Source organism: Aeromonas sp. Y311-2, assembly GCF_027706025.1.
Lineage (GTDB): Bacteria > Pseudomonadota > Gammaproteobacteria > Enterobacterales > Aeromonadaceae > Aeromonas > Aeromonas veronii.
Genome location: NZ_JAPDCL010000022.1, coordinates 25,171 through 42,269 on the forward strand (window position 1 = coordinate 25,171; position 17,099 = coordinate 42,269).

General features: G+C 56.7%; 24 protein-coding genes. 14 read left to right on the forward strand and 10 right to left on the reverse strand.

Going from position 1 to position 17,099, the window contains the following annotated elements:
• The first annotated feature begins 334 nt into the window (after positions 1-334).
• The 11 genes from OKC42_RS17840 (at position 335) to OKC42_RS17890 (ending at position 7,201) form a co-directional block, all read left to right on the forward strand.
• Entirely contained in the window at positions 335-739 is a 405-nt protein-coding gene (locus OKC42_RS17840) for a phage protein NinX family protein (protein WP_270820428.1), read from the forward strand.
• Between the two features lie 278 nt (positions 740-1,017).
• Entirely contained in the window at positions 1,018-2,538 is a 1,521-nt protein-coding gene (locus OKC42_RS17845; protein ID WP_270820429.1) for a hypothetical protein, read from the forward strand.
• Between the two features lie 9 nt (positions 2,539-2,547).
• Positions 2,548-3,180, forward strand: coding sequence for a VRR-NUC domain-containing protein (locus tag OKC42_RS17850; RefSeq protein WP_270820430.1), 633 nt, complete (start codon positions 2,548-2,550; stop codon positions 3,178-3,180).
• 26 nt (positions 3,181-3,206) lie between these two features.
• Complete coding sequence (locus OKC42_RS17855; protein WP_270818302.1) at positions 3,207-3,785, forward strand: hypothetical protein; 579 nt, start codon at positions 3,207-3,209, stop codon at positions 3,783-3,785.
• A 146-nt stretch (positions 3,786-3,931) separates the two neighbouring features.
• Positions 3,932-4,225 (forward strand): hypothetical protein, encoded by a 294-nt coding sequence (locus OKC42_RS17860; RefSeq protein ID WP_270820431.1) that lies wholly within the window; start codon positions 3,932-3,934, stop codon positions 4,223-4,225.
• Complete coding sequence (locus OKC42_RS17865) at positions 4,222-4,950, forward strand: DNA-methyltransferase (protein WP_270820433.1); 729 nt, start codon at positions 4,222-4,224, stop codon at positions 4,948-4,950. Before OKC42_RS17860 ends, OKC42_RS17865 begins: the two co-directional genes overlap by 4 nt.
• Positions 4,937-5,650, forward strand: a complete 714-nt coding sequence (locus OKC42_RS17870) for a crAss001_48 related protein (protein ID WP_270820435.1) — start codon at positions 4,937-4,939, stop codon at positions 5,648-5,650. Before OKC42_RS17865 ends, OKC42_RS17870 begins: the two co-directional genes overlap by 14 nt.
• Positions 5,640-6,020: a helix-turn-helix domain-containing protein gene (locus tag OKC42_RS17875; RefSeq protein WP_270820436.1), complete on the forward strand. Its 381-nt coding sequence runs from the start codon at positions 5,640-5,642 to the stop codon at positions 6,018-6,020. The genes OKC42_RS17870 and OKC42_RS17875 overlap by 11 nt, the downstream gene beginning before the upstream one ends.
• The gene (locus tag OKC42_RS17880) at positions 6,013-6,243 is read left to right on the forward strand and encodes a hypothetical protein (protein ID WP_270818293.1); all 231 of its coding nucleotides are present in this window, start codon (positions 6,013-6,015) and stop codon (positions 6,241-6,243) included. The genes OKC42_RS17875 and OKC42_RS17880 overlap by 8 nt, the downstream gene beginning before the upstream one ends.
• Positions 6,240-6,575: a hypothetical protein gene (locus tag OKC42_RS17885; protein WP_270818292.1), complete on the forward strand. Its 336-nt coding sequence runs from the start codon at positions 6,240-6,242 to the stop codon at positions 6,573-6,575. The genes OKC42_RS17880 and OKC42_RS17885 overlap by 4 nt, the downstream gene beginning before the upstream one ends.
• A gap of 35 nt (positions 6,576-6,610) precedes the next feature.
• A complete protein-coding gene (locus OKC42_RS17890) occupies positions 6,611-7,201 on the forward strand; it encodes a 3'-5' exonuclease (RefSeq protein ID WP_270820438.1) in 591 nt (196 codons plus the stop codon).
• Between the two features lie 45 nt (positions 7,202-7,246).
• On the opposite strand, the gene OKC42_RS17895 is transcribed toward OKC42_RS17890, so the two are convergent.
• Both OKC42_RS17895 and parM read right to left on the reverse strand, forming a co-directional pair.
• Positions 7,247-7,735, reverse strand: a complete 489-nt coding sequence (locus tag OKC42_RS17895) for a hypothetical protein (RefSeq protein WP_270820440.1) — start codon at positions 7,733-7,735, stop codon at positions 7,247-7,249.
• The gene (parM, locus tag OKC42_RS17900; protein WP_270820442.1) at positions 7,732-8,838 is read right to left on the reverse strand and encodes a ParM/StbA family protein; all 1,107 of its coding nucleotides are present in this window, start codon (positions 8,836-8,838) and stop codon (positions 7,732-7,734) included. The genes OKC42_RS17895 and parM overlap by 4 nt, the downstream gene beginning before the upstream one ends.
• Positions 8,839-9,488: 650 nt before the next feature.
• Here parM and OKC42_RS17905 point away from each other — a divergent pair.
• Together OKC42_RS17905 and OKC42_RS17910 are read left to right on the forward strand one after the other, a co-directional pair.
• Entirely contained in the window at positions 9,489-10,280 is a 792-nt protein-coding gene (locus OKC42_RS17905; protein WP_270820444.1) for a hypothetical protein, read from the forward strand.
• A complete protein-coding gene (locus OKC42_RS17910; protein WP_270820445.1) occupies positions 10,280-11,785 on the forward strand; it encodes a terminase in 1,506 nt (501 codons plus the stop codon). The genes OKC42_RS17905 and OKC42_RS17910 overlap by 1 nt, the downstream gene beginning before the upstream one ends.
• A 23-nt stretch (positions 11,786-11,808) precedes the next feature.
• On the opposite strand, the gene OKC42_RS17915 is transcribed toward OKC42_RS17910, so the two are convergent.
• The 3 genes from OKC42_RS17915 to OKC42_RS17925 all read right to left on the reverse strand — a co-directional run bounded on the left by OKC42_RS17915 (position 11,809) and on the right by OKC42_RS17925 (position 13,192).
• The gene (locus OKC42_RS17915; protein ID WP_270820447.1) at positions 11,809-12,579 is read right to left on the reverse strand and encodes a hypothetical protein; all 771 of its coding nucleotides are present in this window, start codon (positions 12,577-12,579) and stop codon (positions 11,809-11,811) included.
• A 128-nt stretch (positions 12,580-12,707) separates the two neighbouring features.
• On the reverse strand, positions 12,708-13,004 hold the full coding sequence (locus OKC42_RS17920; RefSeq protein WP_270820448.1) for a hypothetical protein: 297 nt from the start codon (positions 13,002-13,004) through the stop codon (positions 12,708-12,710).
• Complete coding sequence (locus OKC42_RS17925; protein WP_270820450.1) at positions 13,004-13,192, reverse strand: hypothetical protein; 189 nt, start codon at positions 13,190-13,192, stop codon at positions 13,004-13,006. Before OKC42_RS17925 ends, OKC42_RS17920 begins: the two co-directional genes overlap by 1 nt.
• Before the next feature lie 763 nt (positions 13,193-13,955).
• Between OKC42_RS17925 and OKC42_RS17930 the strand changes: the two genes are divergently transcribed.
• Positions 13,956-14,570, forward strand: coding sequence for a tyrosine-type recombinase/integrase (locus OKC42_RS17930; protein ID WP_270820451.1), 615 nt, complete (start codon positions 13,956-13,958; stop codon positions 14,568-14,570).
• A gap of 150 nt (positions 14,571-14,720) precedes the next feature.
• On the opposite strand, the gene OKC42_RS17935 is transcribed toward OKC42_RS17930, so the two are convergent.
• The 5 genes from OKC42_RS17935 to OKC42_RS17955 all read right to left on the reverse strand — a co-directional run bounded on the left by OKC42_RS17935 (position 14,721) and on the right by OKC42_RS17955 (position 17,098).
• Positions 14,721-15,368, reverse strand: a complete 648-nt coding sequence (locus tag OKC42_RS17935) for a hypothetical protein (RefSeq protein WP_270820452.1) — start codon at positions 15,366-15,368, stop codon at positions 14,721-14,723.
• A gap of 181 nt (positions 15,369-15,549) precedes the next feature.
• Entirely contained in the window at positions 15,550-15,885 is a 336-nt protein-coding gene (locus tag OKC42_RS17940) for a Lar family restriction alleviation protein (protein ID WP_270820453.1), read from the reverse strand.
• A 219-nt stretch (positions 15,886-16,104) separates the two neighbouring features.
• Positions 16,105-16,401, reverse strand: a complete 297-nt coding sequence (locus OKC42_RS17945) for a hypothetical protein (RefSeq protein ID WP_270820454.1) — start codon at positions 16,399-16,401, stop codon at positions 16,105-16,107.
• Positions 16,398-16,802 carry a hypothetical protein gene (locus tag OKC42_RS17950; protein WP_270820455.1) on the reverse strand — a complete coding sequence of 135 codons (405 nt, stop codon included), beginning with the start codon at positions 16,800-16,802 and terminating at the stop codon, positions 16,398-16,400. Before OKC42_RS17950 ends, OKC42_RS17945 begins: the two co-directional genes overlap by 4 nt.
• Before the next feature lie 5 nt (positions 16,803-16,807).
• On the reverse strand, positions 16,808-17,098 hold the full coding sequence (locus OKC42_RS17955) for a hypothetical protein (protein WP_270820456.1): 291 nt from the start codon (positions 17,096-17,098) through the stop codon (positions 16,808-16,810).
• Position 17,099: the final 1 nt, after the last annotated feature.

Genomic DNA, 17,099 nt, shown 5'->3' on the forward strand with positions numbered 1-17,099 from the left:
ACTGGGGAGTGTCATCGCTCGGCCCCTGTGTCAGGGGAAGAACGGCACGGGATGCTTGGTATGGAGTCGGTTAGCCTGGCAATGCCAGCAGGGCATGTAATAACCCAGAGAGGCCACCGCTGCGGAGATTTTGAGAGGAAGGCGTTTCTGTGGCAGATGAGTGGTTTGCGAATGGATGGGGAGTAGCTATGGGTTGGTTCATGGTTGGGATGATTCTGTTTCTTGCGCTAAACATAGCGGTCAGCGCGTACATACGTGAAGATCCAGTAGAAGGGCTTATGGCGGCTGTTGCGGCGGGGTTTGGATATTATGTGTATTACTGTGAGGTGGCGTAATGGCTGCGTTTGTTGAAGTGCCCATTAATTCACTGAGTTCGCCAATGCTGGATTGGGCTGTGGCTGCTGCAATTGAATTGAAGATGATGCACCAGGAGTCGGGCGGCATTGCTGCCTGTGATGCTTATCGTTACATCAGTGCAAAGGATGCGGCTAATACTGACCCTGATTACCAACCCTCAATAGACTGGAATCAGGGTGGCCCATTGCTGGCTGAGTTACTGGAAAGTGGAAAATGGGAGGCGCTGCAGGGGCAGCACCCCGGCGAGGTTATTTTGCAGAACGGCAGTGTGAGGCTGTCCGGTTCGCTGCTGGTGGCCACCTGTAGGGCTGTCGTCACCACTGCCTTTGGTCGGGCGGTAAACGTTCAGCGAGAGCTTATCGGCCGTTCGGAAATGCCGTAGGCCGGTTCCGCTGGTAATTGCTCTGAGGTCACCCGTATTCAAAGGCGAGGTCACCTCTATTTGCCTCGAGGTCACCCTCATTTGCTGTGAGGTCACCTGTATTTGAAGAGTTGAGAAAAGCCCGGCCTGTTCGCTGGGCTTTTTGTTGGGCGGAGTGGGTGGCTGGTGGACGGCTTATTTTGGGGCTTTTTTGCGTCCATTATTTTTGTGGCGCGTTACGTTGTGTTATCCTAACAATCTCAAAGAGACGTTATTTTGTGATTGGAGAAGCACGCCAAATGAATGCACTCACCCCAACCTCGTTACTTCCGCGTGACGAGGTGATCATTCGCCAGGAGAGCCAGGAGGTTTACGTTGTCACTCTGGAGCTGGCCTCTCTCACGCCAACCGGCGAATCCCTAGAGATTGAGCGCGAGCGCCTGATTGACCACATCATCACCCACCAGTACCGGGATCTGGCAGCCCTGCGGAGTGAATTGGGGGTGCGGGAGCAGTTATTGGCTGCGGCCACCAGCAAGTTATCGTCCCTCGATGGAGAGTTGGCGATTGAGCGGGCCACCAGCGAAGGGCGCCAGAAGGTTATCGAGCGCCTTACGCTGGAGTCCGGTTCGGCCAATAGCGAGGCAGTGCAGGCCAAACAGGCAACCATCGAGCGCCTAGCCGGTGAGTGTGCCGACCTTCGGGCTCGGATTGGCGAGCTGGAGCGCGAGCTGGCCGCATCAAAAGAGGGGGCAGCCGCCGCCGGTGACGCTTCCGCCCGGGCTGCAGATGCTTATGCCCGCCTTGCTCACGTAGAGGCCCGCCGTGACGAACTGGCCGCCAGCCTGCAATCGGAGCAGACGGACAAGAACCACTTAGCGGTGCAGTTGAAAGACAGGCAGGCCAAGCTGGCCACGGCCGAACGCGAGGTTCGCCAGCTGCGCGACTCTCTAGCGGTTGCTGACCGTGGCAAGCAGAATGCCTTGGCTGCCCTTGAGACACGACTGCGCGAGGCTCACGCCCTCGAGCTGCAAGCCGTGCGTAGCGAGTATGACGGCGTTGCTGCTGTTGACCAGAAGGAGCTCACCACCCTGCGCCGTCAGGCTAAGCAGGTACCGGATCTGGAGCGGGAGATTGCCCGTCTGCAGGAGAAGTGTGATGGGTTGCTGGCTACGAACAAGACATACAAGGGGAACATCAAAAAGCTGGAGGCCGAGCAGGAGAGCTTTGCTCGCACAATGGAGAAGGCCCAGAACATGCTGACGGTGGTTAACGGCCACTATGCCCAGGCACGCCGGGATGTTGATTATGCCTATATGTCTCTGAGGGCTTTCAACAACCAGCCTGAGTACAAGTCTGACAGCGGCCGGCTAACAATTATGAGCCTGCACCCAGGGCACATTCAGTCCACGGATAACGAGACCATTCACCCCGACAAGCCGATCTGCTGGTGGAACACTCCCCGCGGTCTCGGTTGCGTTGTGATGTATTCGGCCGCCCCGCGGGATGATGACGGCGAGCACTACCTGATCTTCCCCTCCTTCTCGGTCACTGTTGCTGGCGTTGATGAGACTATCGACATTGCCAAGGCTGTGATGCCGCCCAAGGATGAATGGCCCGCCATCATCGAGCACTTCAAGCAGATGAGCGCCAAGGAGATGCAAGTCGCCATGGAGCACAGCGAAGCCGCCGCCATCGCGTACACCGAAATGAAGAATCCTGACGCAGAGGCAAAGATCCTGGCCATGCTGCGCGCCCGCCAGAGCAGCACTGCCGTTATCCAGCGCAAGCAGGGTAAGTCAGCCAAGAAGCGCCGCTAAGGGGGATTTGTGCGTCATTCACCCGAGCAGTATGAAGCCCTGATCGCCCGCCAGAAGGGATGGGCGGCCCAGGGCATCAAGAGCGGGAGCGGCAAGGCTTTTGGTGGCGCCGGTGTGGGGCTGGTTCCCCCCAAGGCCAAAAAGCCGAAGGAGAAGCCGAAGCGGGGGGAGGTCGGTTATGTGTCCCCCCATGCTGCCGCCATGGCCGCCCTGGCAAGTAACCCTGATCTTCGCAATGGTGCCCAAGAGCACTACGAGCAGGTAGAGCTGTTCTATTGGGCTGAGCTTTATAGCGCTGAGCTCTACGAGTCGATGGCCGCCGTCCCGAACGGTGGTCACCGGAGCAAAAAGACCGCCGCCGATCTCCGAGCCGAGGGAGTGAAGCCCGGTTACCCCGATATACTGGTCGATCTGCCTGCTGGCGCTTATCATGGGGCCCGCTTGGAAATGAAGGCCGAGAATGGCCGCTTATCCGAGCTGCAAATAGAGACCCTGAACTCACTGGCAGATAAGGGTTTCTATTGTGCGGTATGCTGGGGGGTCGAAGAGGCCAAGGCGGTGCTGATTGCCTACATGGCTTTAGCCCCTGGCCAACGCATGGCCGAGAGGCCACAAGACGCCAAGTGGCGAACTAAAAAATAAAACACCTGATGAGGGGGGAAACAGCGATGCGTATGAATAACAACAGAAGGGTGATTCTCGATTTGCTCTGCAATCCCGGGTACATGATGTTACGCCGGAATGCGAGCACCACCCCTATGAGTCTCAGAGGTGTACTGCTGACTGGTACCTGCATCGTTGAGCTGAAAGATGGCCATGAGAAGTTGATTTCAGAGGTGAGCGGCCGGTCGGCCAGCAACCTGATCAATGACGGCTATGTCGAACTGGCCGAGCGCAAGCCGATGTACGGTGTGTATTACCAGCTCAGTGAGAAGGGCCGCCGAGTGGAGGTACCTCCAGCGCCAAAGAGCATAACCCGCCGCCGTGTGGTTGAGGGGTATGCACTGGAGTACGGCACCCACTTGAACTATCACCATGGCCGCAAGTGGTTCTATCTGTCAGACGACAATGGGCAAGAGGAAGTGATCGAGAACCCCGTAACCGGTGGGGCGGTAGAGCGCCTTGTCGATCTCACACATGAGCAGTGGGAGAAGGCCATTGAGGTGGCCGGTCGAAAGCTGCAGCAGAAAGGGGATGCAATTGCTCAAACAAAAACTACGGGCGGTAGCCGCCAACCTAAGAAGTGACGGCGATAAAGTGATGCGTCAGGCACGGCAGGAACGGGGCGGAATGGTGGGCTGTCAGCCGCAATCTGCACGCGAGCTCAACCTCGTTCGATATGCCGAGGCCCAAGTGAAGGTTGACATGGCAAGCAAGCTGGAGGCTCTGCTCCATGGCGATTGAAGTAGTAAAGGGGCCGGGACGCCCCAAAAGCCCGAACCCTGAGAAATCAGCCGCGGCCCGCCAGAAGCGGTACCGTGATCGCTGCGCCAAGCTGGGTATTGTTGAGCTCCGCGGCATTCGCGTTTCAGAGAGTGAGCGTGATGTTTTTGACGAACTGGCCAAAGTGAAGGGGTTTGGCTCAAGAGTAGAGCTGGTGGTCAGCACGATATTGGAGGAGGCCGCCAGCCTTGGTATTCACATTAAAAATCACGCAATCAAAACAGGGGAGGGTGTTAGGAAGTGAGTGATCTATCGCGTTTATTCTCCCTCGATGCGGAGGAGTGGCTGGCGTCCCTACCGGACGGCTCAGCAGATTGCATCATCATCGACCCCCCTTACGAGTCACTGGAAAAGCACCGCAAGCGCGGCACGACAACCCGCCTGGCTCACAGCAAGAGCTCCAGTAACGACTGGTTCAAGATTATCCCGAACGCTCGCTTTGAGGCGCTATTCGCCCAGCTGTATCGGGTACTGAAAAAAAACCGCCACCTGTACCTGATGTGTGACCAGGAAACGATGTTTGTGGCCAAGCCGCTGCTCGAGGCCGCCGGATTCAAGTTCTGGAAGCCCATTGTGTGGGACAAGTTAGCCATGGGGATGGGGTACCACTACCGCGCCCGTTGCGAGTACGTCCTGTTCTGCGAGAAGGGGTACCGCAAGCTCAACGATCTGGGTATCCCTGATGTGCTCAACTTCGAGGCGGTAGACCAAGAGGACTGCTACGACCTGATCCCGGCTAAGCGTGTTCGGTTCGGGTACCCCACGGAGAAGCCGGTCGGCCTGATTAAGACCCTGCTATCCCAGAGCACCCAGCCCGGGGAGCTCATTATCGACCCCTGCTTTGGCTCTGGCTCCAGCTTGATTGCCGCTGACGAGCTCGGTCTGGAGTGGATGGGTAACGACCTGTCCCCAGCCGCTCACGAATACTTCCATAAACGCCGCCTGGAGGCCGCCAATGTTTCAGCTTGATGAATTGACCCGTTACCAGAGCCACAAGACCGTTGCCGCCAAGCCTATGAGCCGTGGGGAGTACAACGAGCGCCGCGGCTGGTCGCTGCCTGCCAATGAAGATCCCGCCGATCCCGGCTATCTGGTGGTCTACAACATCGGTGAGTCACGCCAGCACGTAAGCTGGTCGCCCAAGGATGTGTTCGAGGAAGGCAATCGCAAAGCCGACACCTGGCACGACCGCCTTGTTATCGAGCTGATTGAGCTGGAGGAGCGCCTTTCCTCCCTGGTCACCTTCTTGGACATGGAGGACAAGCCATGCACCGAGCAGGAGGTTGCCGCCCTGGCTGGCCAAGCCCGGATGATGCTCCATCTTGCCGATGCACTGCGCGAGCGTAGCGGCCGACCTGAGCTCCTGCCGGTTCGCCCTGATAACATCCAGTCTTTTGATGACCGGAAATCAACTGACCTCAGGGTGTGGCTGGCTGGTGGTGCGCTCCATATCACGGCCGGTACCGCCCTTCTGGCTCACTCCATCACCATGGGGCGTGGTGGCCTTGGCGGTGTGTCGGTGGTTGACCCTGACCTGTTCGCCAGTGAGCTGTTGGGCATCTTGCGCCGTGAGGAGGAGGACGGTACCACCCTCGTCCATACCATGCTGGATGAAGCCGCCGAACTGGCTGCAGAGGACGGGGTGGAGGGTATCGAATATGACGATTGAGTGCCCGAGCTGCCACGGTAAGGGAAAAGTGGACGGGTTCGCCAATGGCGGCCCCGACCTATCGCTCCACTACTACGGCTCGCTGCCCTGCTTCCGCTGTAAATCAACCGGCCGTGTGCCTAAAGCCATGCCTGACTGGATGGCTGGTGGTCGCCGCTTGCGTTTGTACCGTGCAGCCAACAACATAACCCTCCGCCAGATGGCTAAAGCCATGGGTCTGACCATTGCAGAGGTCAGCGCCATGGACAACGGCCGAAGCGACCCCACTCCCGCCCTATCCCGATACAACATTCCCGATTCAATGCCTGATGTGGTGCTCTCAGTAGCGACCCTACAGGCCGCAATGACCAATGGTGTGATAGATGAATAACGTTCAACTCAAGCTGATTACCTTCAACTCAGTCCGTTATGCCCGAGATGTGCCAGCTGCCCAGTTCGCCGTTATTGAGGATGGAGTGGAGGTTGATCGCCTATGGATGGATGCTGACGACATTCAGGCGAACGCTGACGCTGTTAACCAGAGCTTTGATGAGCTCTCCAAGGGGATGGCCCGCTATGGCCGTGTACTGCAGAGGAGCAAGGGGGAGCAATGAGCGCCAAGGAGTGTAGCCAGTGTGAGACTGGCAATTCATGCGAGGAGCACGGCCTCCTGGTTGTGCTGAATGCGGTACGGGATTACCGAGACCGTGTATCTGTCGGCGTATCACCAGCTGCGGCCGGTGAGCGTGTTGATGAGCTCCTGCATATGTCCTCTGTCGTCTATGGCCGTGGGGCTGCTGCTGGTGGCATGTGGGATACAGTTGCCGTTGTGATACTGGCGCTGCTCCTGGTTGTTTGCCTGATGGCCGGTGTGGCCATTGGGTACTGTGTGCTGCCTGATATTGTCGGGCCATGGTCAAAGATGCTGGAGGTATTGAAGTGGTAGTAGGGGCGGTAAATCGGGCTTCACGGTTCGTAGTGGTGATTGACCTGGAAACACTGAGCACTAGCCCGGGTGCGGCGATTGGTACCGTTGGCGCTGTGCTGGTGGATGTGCTGACAGGGGAGATCCTTTCTGAGTTCTACGAGCGTGCAGACCTGAAAGGTCAGAATGATCGCTTTCGGAATGGCCCCACAATGGCTTTCTGGGCAGAGCAGAAGCTGGTGAACCGGCTGGCATGGAATGAAGTGTTCAGCGAAGAGGTTTCACGCCGCCCGCTGGCTTGTGTGCTGCAGACCTTCTGCAACTGGATGATGGCCATTCAGGAGACCTATGGCGAGGTGGAGGTCATGGGGAACGGCCCAGAGTTTGATAATGTCATCCTGCTGGATGCGCTGGGGTGGTGTGGGCTGAATGAGCCGTGGCACTTCCGCTTCAATCAATCGCTGCGCACGGTGGTGTGGCTGGCGCGACTGCTGCTCAAGATTGACCCGCGCAATATCCCGCTGGTGCCGGGGGAGGTGCAACATCACGCTCTGCACGATGCCAGGCGAGAGGCCAAGGGGCTATATCGTGGCGTGAACGCCTTTTCTGAGCGGCTGGCTGGTGGGGATGCCGTGCTGATGGCGTGACAGGAGAGATGGAAAGAGAAAGCGGCCCGTAGGCCGCTTTTTTTGTTAGTCGAGGGTGCCAAGGCCGCCCGGGATGGGGCGCCGAACGCCTGGGTTTGCGCGCTTCTGCGGGGTGTCATCTTGCTGATGCTCGCCGCTGGTGGGCTGTGCAGCGCTCTGAGCGACCTCATTTGTTGCGGGTGTCAGTGCGTTGGTCGCATCGTCAGTCGCGCTCTGTGGCTCGCTGGTGGGCTCTGCTGGCTTCCCAGCTCCCACAATCTCAACTGGCTGGTGGGGGTGACCAAAGAACACCGCCAGTTCGGCCACCAGCATGGCGCGGCGATGGCTAGGGCTGGCAACCGCCCAGGTATCGTTATCGCAGGCAGTGATCAGCAACTCCAGCAGGCCGGACTCCTTGAGCAGTGTCCCGCCGCATACGGCTTGGCTTACCAGAGCTGCTTTCCCGCTGCCTGTCTCCTGGTAGAGGGCGGAAAACCGCCCTGCTGCGCCCTTTCGAGCGGTATCTACCTCGAATTTGGCGTAGGTTTTTTTCATTCAGTCAGTGCCTCTGCTGCACGCACCAGAATTGCGGAGCGCTGTTGTTCAAGGAGCAAGTGAACCCCGCGGCTGATGGCCTTCTCCGGCTCTGCCGGAATGTCTACAACGGAGTGCCATGCCATGGCGTGTTCACGCAACCAGTGGGCGCCACCGCCAACGAAAACGATGCGGGTCAAAACCGCTTCCTTGCCGCGGATCATCTTGTGGATGTCATCACGGATTAGCTCGTTCAGGGAGTCGGCCGCCTCACGGACTTGGCTTGTTACATCAATGCGGTTGGCAACGGCCTCAGGGGTGGGGACAGTGCTACCAAAGTAGCCGCGATTGATCAGCGCCTTGAGGGTGGGGGCGCTGGCGGCCGACAGGTCTGGCAGGCCAAGAGCGGAGCTGTCACGCATCAGCAGGGCGCGGAAGCGCTCAACCATGCGGTGTACGCCGTGCTCATAGGTGGCAATGTCTTGGATCTCGTTGCCGGTGGTGACGATAGCGAGGTCGCAGGTGAACTCGCCCAGGTCAACAACCAGCGTCATGTGTTCGTCTGGGTATTCGGCCACCTCTTCACCAGGGCGAGCCCCGTAGGCGCAGTAGTAGTAAGCGGGCAGCGCCTCTGGGTATACGGCCACGGAGAGGATGCGGGGCGGCTTGGCCACGCCAAACATGTTGGTGACGGACTTCTTCAACGAGGCTTGCTTGGCCTTGATGCGATCTGCATTGCGGCGGTCACCGCCAGCATTGGCCTTGTAATACTGGTTCACCGGCAGGGTGCAGCCCACGGCCAGCTGTTGGCCCGCCAGCCCTGCCTTGACGAAGGTATCTACCACCAGCACGCGGGATGCGTCAGAAATCTGGTAGTCGGGGTCAAGGGTGCTGATAGGGGACTGGGTGGTGCGGCGCACGGTGTAGTTGTGGCCATTGGTAGTCCAGACGCTCGCGTTGAGTTCGTCCGTCATGGAGGCGGCTACATCGGCCTCCACAAGGGATGGCTGGGAGTATTCAACCATGATGCCTTCGGCGTCAGTGTAGGCAACGTTGATGTTACCCGAGCCGTCATCTACGGCTACCAGTTGGATGCTTGGCTTCTCGGCAGGTTGCTTAGTCATTACGTGGTGCTCCTTGATTAATAAATATAGCGCGTTACAGCAGGGGTATTTTAGGGCCAAATCAGCGCCAAGCAATACCAAAAAGGCGCTGAGAGGTTCTTATTTGTGATGTTGGGGCGCTTTATGGCGCCAGCCGGTCAGTAAATGGGCGCCTGAAATGAGGGCTGCTCGCTCGGGTTAGATTGGGGCGCCCTGTTTGGGTTAATATCCTAACAGGTTTGACGTAACGGTAATTAATGACTATGGCACGCGAAAACTGGGAACTTCACAAAGCTCGCTATCGTGAGAGCTATTCGCACCTGTCTATTACCGACTACGCCAAAGAGATGGGCATCAACCCGAACACCGCCCGCCGAGCCATGGCGGGTGTTGCTGACCAGGGGAAGGCCAAGGAGGGAGAGCAGAAAGGGAAGGGCGATCAGAAAAGTGATCGATCCAAGGGTGATCAGGGCAAAAGTGATCGCAAAAGTGATCGTGCGATCACTTCCGGCAAAGTGATCGCATTGAGCGGCACCCCAAAGGAAAAAACAAAAAAGACAATAATATCAAAGCCTTACGGCTCCAATAAGCAGAGGGGCCAGCACGCACGCGATCAGTTGGCTGCCGCAGATCAAAAAAGCCAAAACAGTCGGCCTGATGACGACATTCTGATGCTGACGAGGCACGCCCAGGATCACACCGGCGGCTATGTCACCTATCTGGGGATGGATGACGACATACGGATGGCGGCCGAGATGCTGGCTATGGATGACGGCGATCTGATGCTGTCATGTGGCCGGTACCTGCAGATGGAGCGGGCCCAGAAAAACATACTTACTCAGATAGAAGAGGACTATGACGCTGGTAAGTCATGGCCCTACCCCGGCACAGAGACCCCAATGCCCCGTTCGGTGGCAATCGCACAAGCTCTGATCTCCCCCTCTGACCGAATGACCGAGCTGATCAACTTCATCGGTCGCCGCAAGGTCTCAGCCGCTCGCCTGAGGCTGGATCAGCACCGTGCCCACCCCATTAGCGCCGAGCGCCAGATTGCCATCGTTGATGAGGCGCTGGATCTGCGAGAGGAGAAGCAGCTCACGGCCTTGGAGACGGCCTATCTGATAGAGCGCCACGGCATACGCCTACCCCGCGCCCTGGAAGCCGAGCTGCTGCGTGAAGTGTCGCTGATGGAAGCCAAGGTTGAAGAGGGTCAGGGCATCACTGATGACGAGCTGGATGTGCTGGCCCGCAAGTACCAGGAGAAGATGGCCGACCAGAAGGGGCCATGGCTCAAGAACCGCCGTGAGGAGGTGCAAGCCGCCATCGAGGCGGAGCTGGCCGCTCAGGTAAGCGATCAGCTGGACGAGGACGAGTATGCCGACCTCCCCCCTCCCGATTGGAGCGATGTGGATGGGGTAGAGCCGCTTACCGGCGAGGATGACGTACCAGGGGAGCATGGATAATGGCTCGCCTGCGCTCTATCACGAAAGACCCGCGCTACCCCGAGCTGGTGGCCAAGTACCGGTACGACTGGATAAGGGCGTCTGTTGACCTGTTCGGCAAGGAGCCGACATGGCAGCAGCAGATCATCTTGGAGGCCATCGAGGAGCCGGGCTCTAAGGTGTCGGTGTCGTCAGGCCACGGTACCGGCAAGTCAGACATGACCTCCATCATGGTGATCTGCTACATGCTGTTCTTCCCGAACGCGATGGTGAACATCGTGGCGAACAAAATCAGCCAGGTGCAGCAGGTGGTCTGGAAGTACCTGCGCCTCAACTGGAAGGAGCTCTGCCGCCGCCACCCTTGGGTTGAGCAGTATTTCGTACTGACCGATACCACGTTCTACGAGATCACCGGTAAGGGCGTCTGGTTCGTGGCTCCCAAGGGTTGCCGTATCGGTAACGAGGAATCGCTGGCCGGTTCGCACGCCAAACACCTCCTCTACATCGTGGATGAGGCCTCCGGCGTCAGCGACAAGGCTTTCGGTGTGATGACCGGCGCCCTCACTGAGGAGGATAACAGGATGCTCCTGTTGTCCCAGCCGACCCGTAACGGCGGCTTCTTCTATGACACTCATCACAAGCTGGTGAAGCGCGGGCCGGACGATAAGGACGGATGGACGGCGATAAAACTCAACTCCGAAGAGTCTCCTATCGTCAAAGTCGGCTTTATCCGCATGAAACTGCGGGAGTATGGCGGCTCCCGGGACGCCCCGGAGTACATGATCAAGGTGCGCGGGGAGTTCCCCAAGTCGCTCGCTGGGTACCTGCTGACCCGCGATGAATGCGAGCGCTCAGGGCGGGCCAAGCCGCGGCTGGATGAATCGTGGGGTTGGGTGCTCACAGTGGACGTTGGTAACGGCCGCGATAGCTCTGTGGCCAATCTGGCGCGGGTATCTGGCGACCGGTTCGAGCGGCGAGTGGTGCCGCATAGCGTGAAAGAGTGGCCAGGTACCATTGATCCGGTCAATTTCGGTCGCCTGATTGCGGCCGAATACCCCAGGGAGCAGTACCCCAACATCACCGTTGCGGTGGATGGTGACGGCGTGGGTGCTGATACGGCAACGATCCTCGAGGAGGCCGGTGTCGCCGTACACAGAATCCGTTGGGGCCAGCCCTGCTTCTCCGATGATGACAAGACCCGATTCCTGAACAAGCGCGCTCTGGCAAATATTATGGCGCGTGACGCTGTTAAGTCTGGTCGTTTGAAATTGGATACAAATGAGAAAACGCTAGACCAGGCATCCCGAATACCTTGTCGCCTGAACGAGCAGGGGCAATGGTGCATGATGCCAAAGGATAAAATGCGCAAAGATCTCGGCTTGCCATCACCGGATAGATGGGACACCTATTGCTTCCATTTTTTAACGGATTATATTCCAGCCGCAATGGTAATTACGGATGATATGAAGGCTGAGCACGAATCTGTGTCTGCGTGGGCTCGGGAGCTGGTGGCGGAGGATGTTTAATCATTCCACCAGTCGAGCCTAAGTTAATCACTGATGACTACACCTGTTTTTAGTAAGCTAAAAAGTTTCTTATATTTCAACACCTCGCTTTCTCGGTACAGCTTGCCCGCGACACTCGGCAAAGAGCACTTAACAATTGGACACACCTTATAGTACATGGCGTCCTTCCTTTCCTCTTGTTCGCGCTTCTGTTTTACCTGCACCCGCCCGCTGCGGTTGTCGATAAGCATACCGGCGAATGGGCAGCGCTCCTTTACTGTTTCGCCATCTGACATGGTGAACAGGCATTCGGTCTCTGTTCCGTTATCGTTCCGGCTGCGGTAGTGGGTTTCATTATCCTCTTCCATGGCAGCCAGTTCGGCGCGCAATTCATTTAGTGCATGACTGCCTGCTAATGTTGCCGCTCGCTGCTGGTCTTTTTCAAGCCCCTTTATATGCCGCTTCATTCTTTCGACTATTATTCTTTTTTCAATGGAACGAGAGTTAACCGCTTGCTTTATTTCAATCTTTACAACATCAACCCCGTAAATTATTTTGGGTGGTGGATTAAATACTCTTGAGCTCTCAAGAAATCTTACTGGGTCGATAGAAACAAGCTCGGCAACCATATCTTTCCACTCACTAATAAGCAAGGTGAAGCGGCGAAGCTCTTCCTCGTTAGTTATAAACCCGACAGGCCTAACAATTTTCCCATCTTTTATTTCATGGCTTATCGAGCGCCGATGAATAAGATCAATCAGGCTTTGGCGAAACTCCAAGAATTTTTGATATTCTGCGATTCCGTTTTTACTCATGGTCGGTGCTGCTCCTGTGTGCGTCAAACGACACTTTTTATTAGTGTATAGATAAACAAAAAGCCCGAATCAGGTCAACTGTTCGGGCTAGGTGTTAGGATAATTATTGTTACGATTTGCGACAATACCTATGGATCAGAGCGCTTTAGTAGCTGGTCACACCAGATCAAATGTAAAAAAAAGGCTATCAGTGAGGCGACACCGCTTGGCAGTTCGGGGGTGAATGTCAGCAAGACGTAGCTAGCCGGAGGGATGATGGCTGCTGACGAACCGACACAAAAGAGCTTTTCGCTGTTGATGAAGAATAAAATGCTGCAACCAAGCAAAAAAGCAACAGCGGCAATATGTGCGATACCCGCCATGCAAAAGGATTGCCCGATCAGCAACCCCCCAATAGTGGCCAGCACCAGATTACGTAGAGTCATCACCAGATTTCATTCTCCTCGATATAGGCCTGAACGGCTGGCATGAATTGTGCCTGAATGCTTGTCAATTCCTTGCTGCTTGTCTCAGCTGGCAGGGTGGCCAAATATGCCATCCAAATATCGTCAGGTGAGTTAGAGAGCGACCTTCCTATTATCGACTCTATGTTATATGGCAGTGCCTTGTTCATTATTGTCTCCAAGATCCCGGAGACAGGATGATAACCGCTCGCAAAAAGATCCGGCAATCTTTTTGAGTCTGCAAAGTGGTGATCTGTCGCTAACCTTGACCGAAACTGAATAAAGTGATCGAAATCTCTTGCTATTTCATAACTATCGTTAAGCGTAGCCGAACAAGTGGTTTGGTTCGTTTGAACGCCCATCAATGTCTGATAATTACAGTTATACGACATTGATGTATAATCCCTCGGGTAACCCCAACGTCAAGAAGCGAACAATATGCAACTCCCATCTATTCACACCGGCACCTTGCCGGTTTCGAGCATTCCTCTCCAACTCGACCGAGTGGGGCCAGACCAGCTGGCCGAACTGATCGCCCAAGCGCGCCTTCGTGGCATTCGCCTGGAAGATTCCCCCGAAGTGCAGGAGGCCATGCGCCGGTTCCTCGAGCGGTTCAAATCCACTAGCGGCCGCTTCTCGAAAAACACATGGCGTCAATTAGAGAGTAGCTGGTCACTTTTCGTTAAGTGGTGCGATAGCAGTTCACTGATTCCACTACCCGCAGAACCAGAAACCGTTAATCGTTATCTCTCACATAGAGGGGTGACCGTTCATCGTAATAGTTTAAAGGTTGACCTCTGGGCGATCGGGCGCGTGCATCGGGCCGCCGGTTGCCCAAATCCGGCGGCTGACTCTCAGGTGACCGACTCGGCCGCCGCGATCAGTCGGCGGAAGGTGGAGGAAGAGGAGGAGGGGGTTAGCCAGGCAAGCGCCATGCGCGAAACCCATCTCGATGAGCTGCTGGCCATGTGGCGGAAAAGCCCAAGCCTGACTGCTCGCCGGGATCTGGCCCTGCTGACCTTGGCCTATGAGACCATGCTCCGAGAGGCCGAGCTGGCGCGGGTCAAGCTCAAGCATATCGCCATGCAGCCGGATGGCGGGGCGATCCTGACGATCCCTATCACAAAGACTAATCACAGCGGCGAGCCGGAAAAAGTGGCCCTGTCCCGCCAGTGCATGATGCTCATTGTTGAGTACCTGGAGCTGGCCGGGCGGGAGCTGGATGCCTACAGCGATGCAGCGCTGCTGGGGAGTGTTAGCCGGTTCGGCAAGGCCTTGAAGCGGGGCGCTCCTCTCACAACCAAGACGATCGAGCGGGTGTTTGCCAGGGCACATAAGGCGCTTGGGCTGGATAAGCTGGGGGTGCGGCCGTGGTCGGGTCACTCAGCCCGGGTAGGGGCCGCCCAAGATCTGGCGGCTGACGGCTACAACGCCCTGCAGATCATGAAGGCGGGCCGGTGGTCGAGTGAGGTGATGGTGATGCGCTACTGCAGGGACATATTTGCCCATGAAGGGGCGATGGCCAAGCGCCGAGCTGGGCGGGTGTAGGTCAAGTGAGTTAAGGGTAATTCACGGTGAGTTTGCTTAATTCACCGGATTTGACTAAAAAGCGCTCGCCCCCAACTATCCGGTATTGCCGGATAGTTGGGGTGGTCTAGGGTAGATGTAAGAAGGGCGCCAGTTCGGCGCCCTTTCTGTTTATACCGTGATCTCTACGGGGTATGGCAACGGCTTGCAGGCGATGATGGCCAGCTGCCATTCGTGATGGCCCTCTACCTTCCCCCATATCGTATCGGACAGGGCATTCAGCTGTTGCTGGGTGAGGATCTGGTTAAGGTCGGCCGTCATTACGTCATAGTGGTAGACGTACAACTGACGATACAGAGCCTCAGACATGCGCTCCTTCCAGAAGTGCATCCCCTCGCCGGTCTGAATGTTATCGCTCAGGATCACATCGTAGCGCGCCAGTATGTAGTCGAAGAACACCTTGGCGGGCAGGTCACGCAGAACCGGCTTGTGCTGGAAGTCGGCCGAGCGCCATACGCGCTGCTGGGTGGCCGGTCGGCACTTGAGGTCTTTGTAGTGAACGATGATCACCTGGTTGTAATAGACAACCTGCTTTATGTGGTCGTTTACCAGGGCAATCTCGAACTTCTCATTGCTGATCCGCGTGGTAATGCAAATCAGGCGGTACCCAGGAGTAAGGGCCACCCCCAGCTTGCTGGCAATGTCCTGAACGTGAACGTGCCCCACCAAGGCGTGATAGATAGCCTCGTTGGTTGCGGTCACTTCAAGGTCATGGAATGTTTCAATGACCTTGTTGGCGTCTAGGAGAAGTTGCGGCATAGAGTCCCGTAGTAGATTGCTCATATTTGATTCACGCCTACTCTACCACCCGAAACGGGGCTGTTCCATAAGAATAGCATTGGCGGCCCATCTACGGCGCCGCACCGTATCACTGCGCAACGGCTTTAATATGTTAAATAGGGGGCAATAGAAAAGGGGGCTTGATGCCCCCTTGATGGTGTCAGCTGCGCTCTCCCGGGAGGGCAGCCAGTGATGAATCTATGATGGCGGCCACCAGCTCAAACGCCTTGTTGCTGGTGGCCGCCCTGGCATTCCAAAGTAGCACGGCGGTATTCCGTGACTCCTGCTCAAACTCCTGGGTCAGGGGGAGGTCTCCGCTTGTGTGGTTGTGGGCTGTCGGGCCTCGAGCGCCGCATTCCCCGCACTGCACAACATCTTTCAGATAAGCGTATCTCCGAATCTTGCCGTGTTTATTGAGGGCCAAGTCTTGGCGCTCGAGTGATACAACCTCAATTTCTTCTTGTTGGCCGCAAAATGGGCACGGATGGATTTTCACTACCTCTTTCCTCTATTGCTTTGCATCTCTGCGAATGATGGCCTTCACTTCGGCCACCGGCGCCCCAGGGGGAGCGCTTACTGTTCCGGCCGGTTCGCCGCCCCTACTCTTGGTTATCTCGGTGTCACCCTTGAACCAGCACCATTCTGTGTCGCTGGTGGTGTCGGCCGCCTCAAGGATTCCGCACCGGTACTGAAAGTTGATGGCCATCGCGCCCCCTCAACTGAGTTCCCATGCGGCCAAGACTTCATCGCCCTCAAACTCAATCAAGGGCTCCCCGCTCTCCCATTCGTGCCATACATCGCCAACCTTGAATGCGAAGAGGTGAACAATATCCCCCTGTCCATCCCAGTTATCGCGGAATCGGATGGCGTGGGTAGGGTGGATAGGCAGAGCCTTTTTCTCTGGTACCTCTACTGTCAGCCCGCCCGCCTTTAGTCTCTCAATTGCAGCCTCAACCTGGGGCTGCAGGCTATCGAGTGATTGCGCCAGATCTTGTGCGGTCATTGCCATCATGCTTTTCCTTGTTCTGTTGCTGCTGGGCCACCAGCAAGCCGTTCTTGCGCCATCATCAGCTCGTAGCCGGAGATCCTGTCTACCCCCTTTACATCCCTCTGGGGTGGCCGGATCTCCGTCCCGTTGACTGTGCCGGTCAATATCCATTGCCTGAGCTGGCCTATTGTCATCCCCAGCTGCTTGCAGGCGTCCTCCATGCGCCATGAGTGCTTGAATAGGAGGTCGTCTGTCACTGGGTCAAAGGTTCCCGCCATCATGCGCTCAAGCGCTCTATGGGCCAGCTCCTTAGCCGTGTCGCCGTATCGGGCCGTGCTGTATACGATCCTTTGGCTTTTGTACTGTGCCTGCCATAGGCCTTTTGAGGCCTGAAAGGAGATCCCGGTCGGGAGCTGGTTGTGCATTGCGTTTATTCCCCCACCTTCCCAACTGTCACCATCATCATCTTGCTGGTGGCAGGGCTCTCGTCATCAATATCTGTAACAAGCAACGCCCTTTGGATAACACACGGCTTCCCATACTTTGAAAAAACAGCCTTAACGCCGGAAGAGAACTTCTGCCTTACCAGCGCATCTGATAGGTCATCGACATGGGCCAGCTTATAGAGGCCGTAGTCCCCAGGAGCGCCATCAGCTGCCAACTGAGTGAGGGGGATCGACTGCTGCGATATGAATTGGCTTTTGATGTTGCGTGATATCAAG

What these genes read in the sequence shown, in the direction of transcription:
- OKC42_RS17870 (WP_270820435.1), top strand. Translation starts at nt 4,937, where the DNA reads ATGTTTCAGCTTGATGAATTGACCCGTTACCAGAGCCACAAGACCGTT.
- OKC42_RS17845 (WP_270820429.1), top strand. Translation starts at nt 1,018, where the DNA reads ATGAATGCACTCACCCCAACCTCGTTACTTCCGCGTGACGAGGTGATC.
- OKC42_RS17880 (WP_270818293.1), top strand. Translation starts at nt 6,013, where the DNA reads ATGAATAACGTTCAACTCAAGCTGATTACCTTCAACTCAGTCCGTTAT.
- OKC42_RS17925 (WP_270820450.1), bottom strand. Translation starts at nt 13,192, where the DNA reads ATGAACAAGGCACTGCCATATAACATAGAGTCGATAATAGGAAGGTCG.
- OKC42_RS17855 (WP_270818302.1), top strand. Translation starts at nt 3,207, where the DNA reads ATGCGTATGAATAACAACAGAAGGGTGATTCTCGATTTGCTCTGCAAT.
- OKC42_RS17875 (WP_270820436.1), top strand. Translation starts at nt 5,640, where the DNA reads ATGACGATTGAGTGCCCGAGCTGCCACGGTAAGGGAAAAGTGGACGGG.
- OKC42_RS17915 (WP_270820447.1), bottom strand. Translation starts at nt 12,579, where the DNA reads ATGAGTAAAAACGGAATCGCAGAATATCAAAAATTCTTGGAGTTTCGC.
- OKC42_RS17935 (WP_270820452.1), bottom strand. Translation starts at nt 15,368, where the DNA reads ATGCCGCAACTTCTCCTAGACGCCAACAAGGTCATTGAAACATTCCAT.
- OKC42_RS17920 (WP_270820448.1), bottom strand. Translation starts at nt 13,004, where the DNA reads ATGACTCTACGTAATCTGGTGCTGGCCACTATTGGGGGGTTGCTGATC.
- OKC42_RS17905 (WP_270820444.1), top strand. Translation starts at nt 9,489, where the DNA reads ATGCTGACGAGGCACGCCCAGGATCACACCGGCGGCTATGTCACCTAT.
- OKC42_RS17910 (WP_270820445.1), top strand. Translation starts at nt 10,280, where the DNA reads ATGGCTCGCCTGCGCTCTATCACGAAAGACCCGCGCTACCCCGAGCTG.
- OKC42_RS17895 (WP_270820440.1), bottom strand. Translation starts at nt 7,735, where the DNA reads ATGAAAAAAACCTACGCCAAATTCGAGGTAGATACCGCTCGAAAGGGC.
- OKC42_RS17885 (WP_270818292.1), top strand. Translation starts at nt 6,240, where the DNA reads ATGAGCGCCAAGGAGTGTAGCCAGTGTGAGACTGGCAATTCATGCGAG.
- OKC42_RS17945 (WP_270820454.1), bottom strand. Translation starts at nt 16,401, where the DNA reads ATGATGGCAATGACCGCACAAGATCTGGCGCAATCACTCGATAGCCTG.
- OKC42_RS17930 (WP_270820451.1), top strand. Translation starts at nt 13,956, where the DNA reads ATGCGCGAAACCCATCTCGATGAGCTGCTGGCCATGTGGCGGAAAAGC.
- OKC42_RS17840 (WP_270820428.1), top strand. Translation starts at nt 335, where the DNA reads ATGGCTGCGTTTGTTGAAGTGCCCATTAATTCACTGAGTTCGCCAATG.
- parM (WP_270820442.1), bottom strand. Translation starts at nt 8,838, where the DNA reads ATGACTAAGCAACCTGCCGAGAAGCCAAGCATCCAACTGGTAGCCGTA.
- OKC42_RS17950 (WP_270820455.1), bottom strand. Translation starts at nt 16,802, where the DNA reads ATGCACAACCAGCTCCCGACCGGGATCTCCTTTCAGGCCTCAAAAGGC.
- OKC42_RS17860 (WP_270820431.1), top strand. Translation starts at nt 3,932, where the DNA reads ATGGCGATTGAAGTAGTAAAGGGGCCGGGACGCCCCAAAAGCCCGAAC.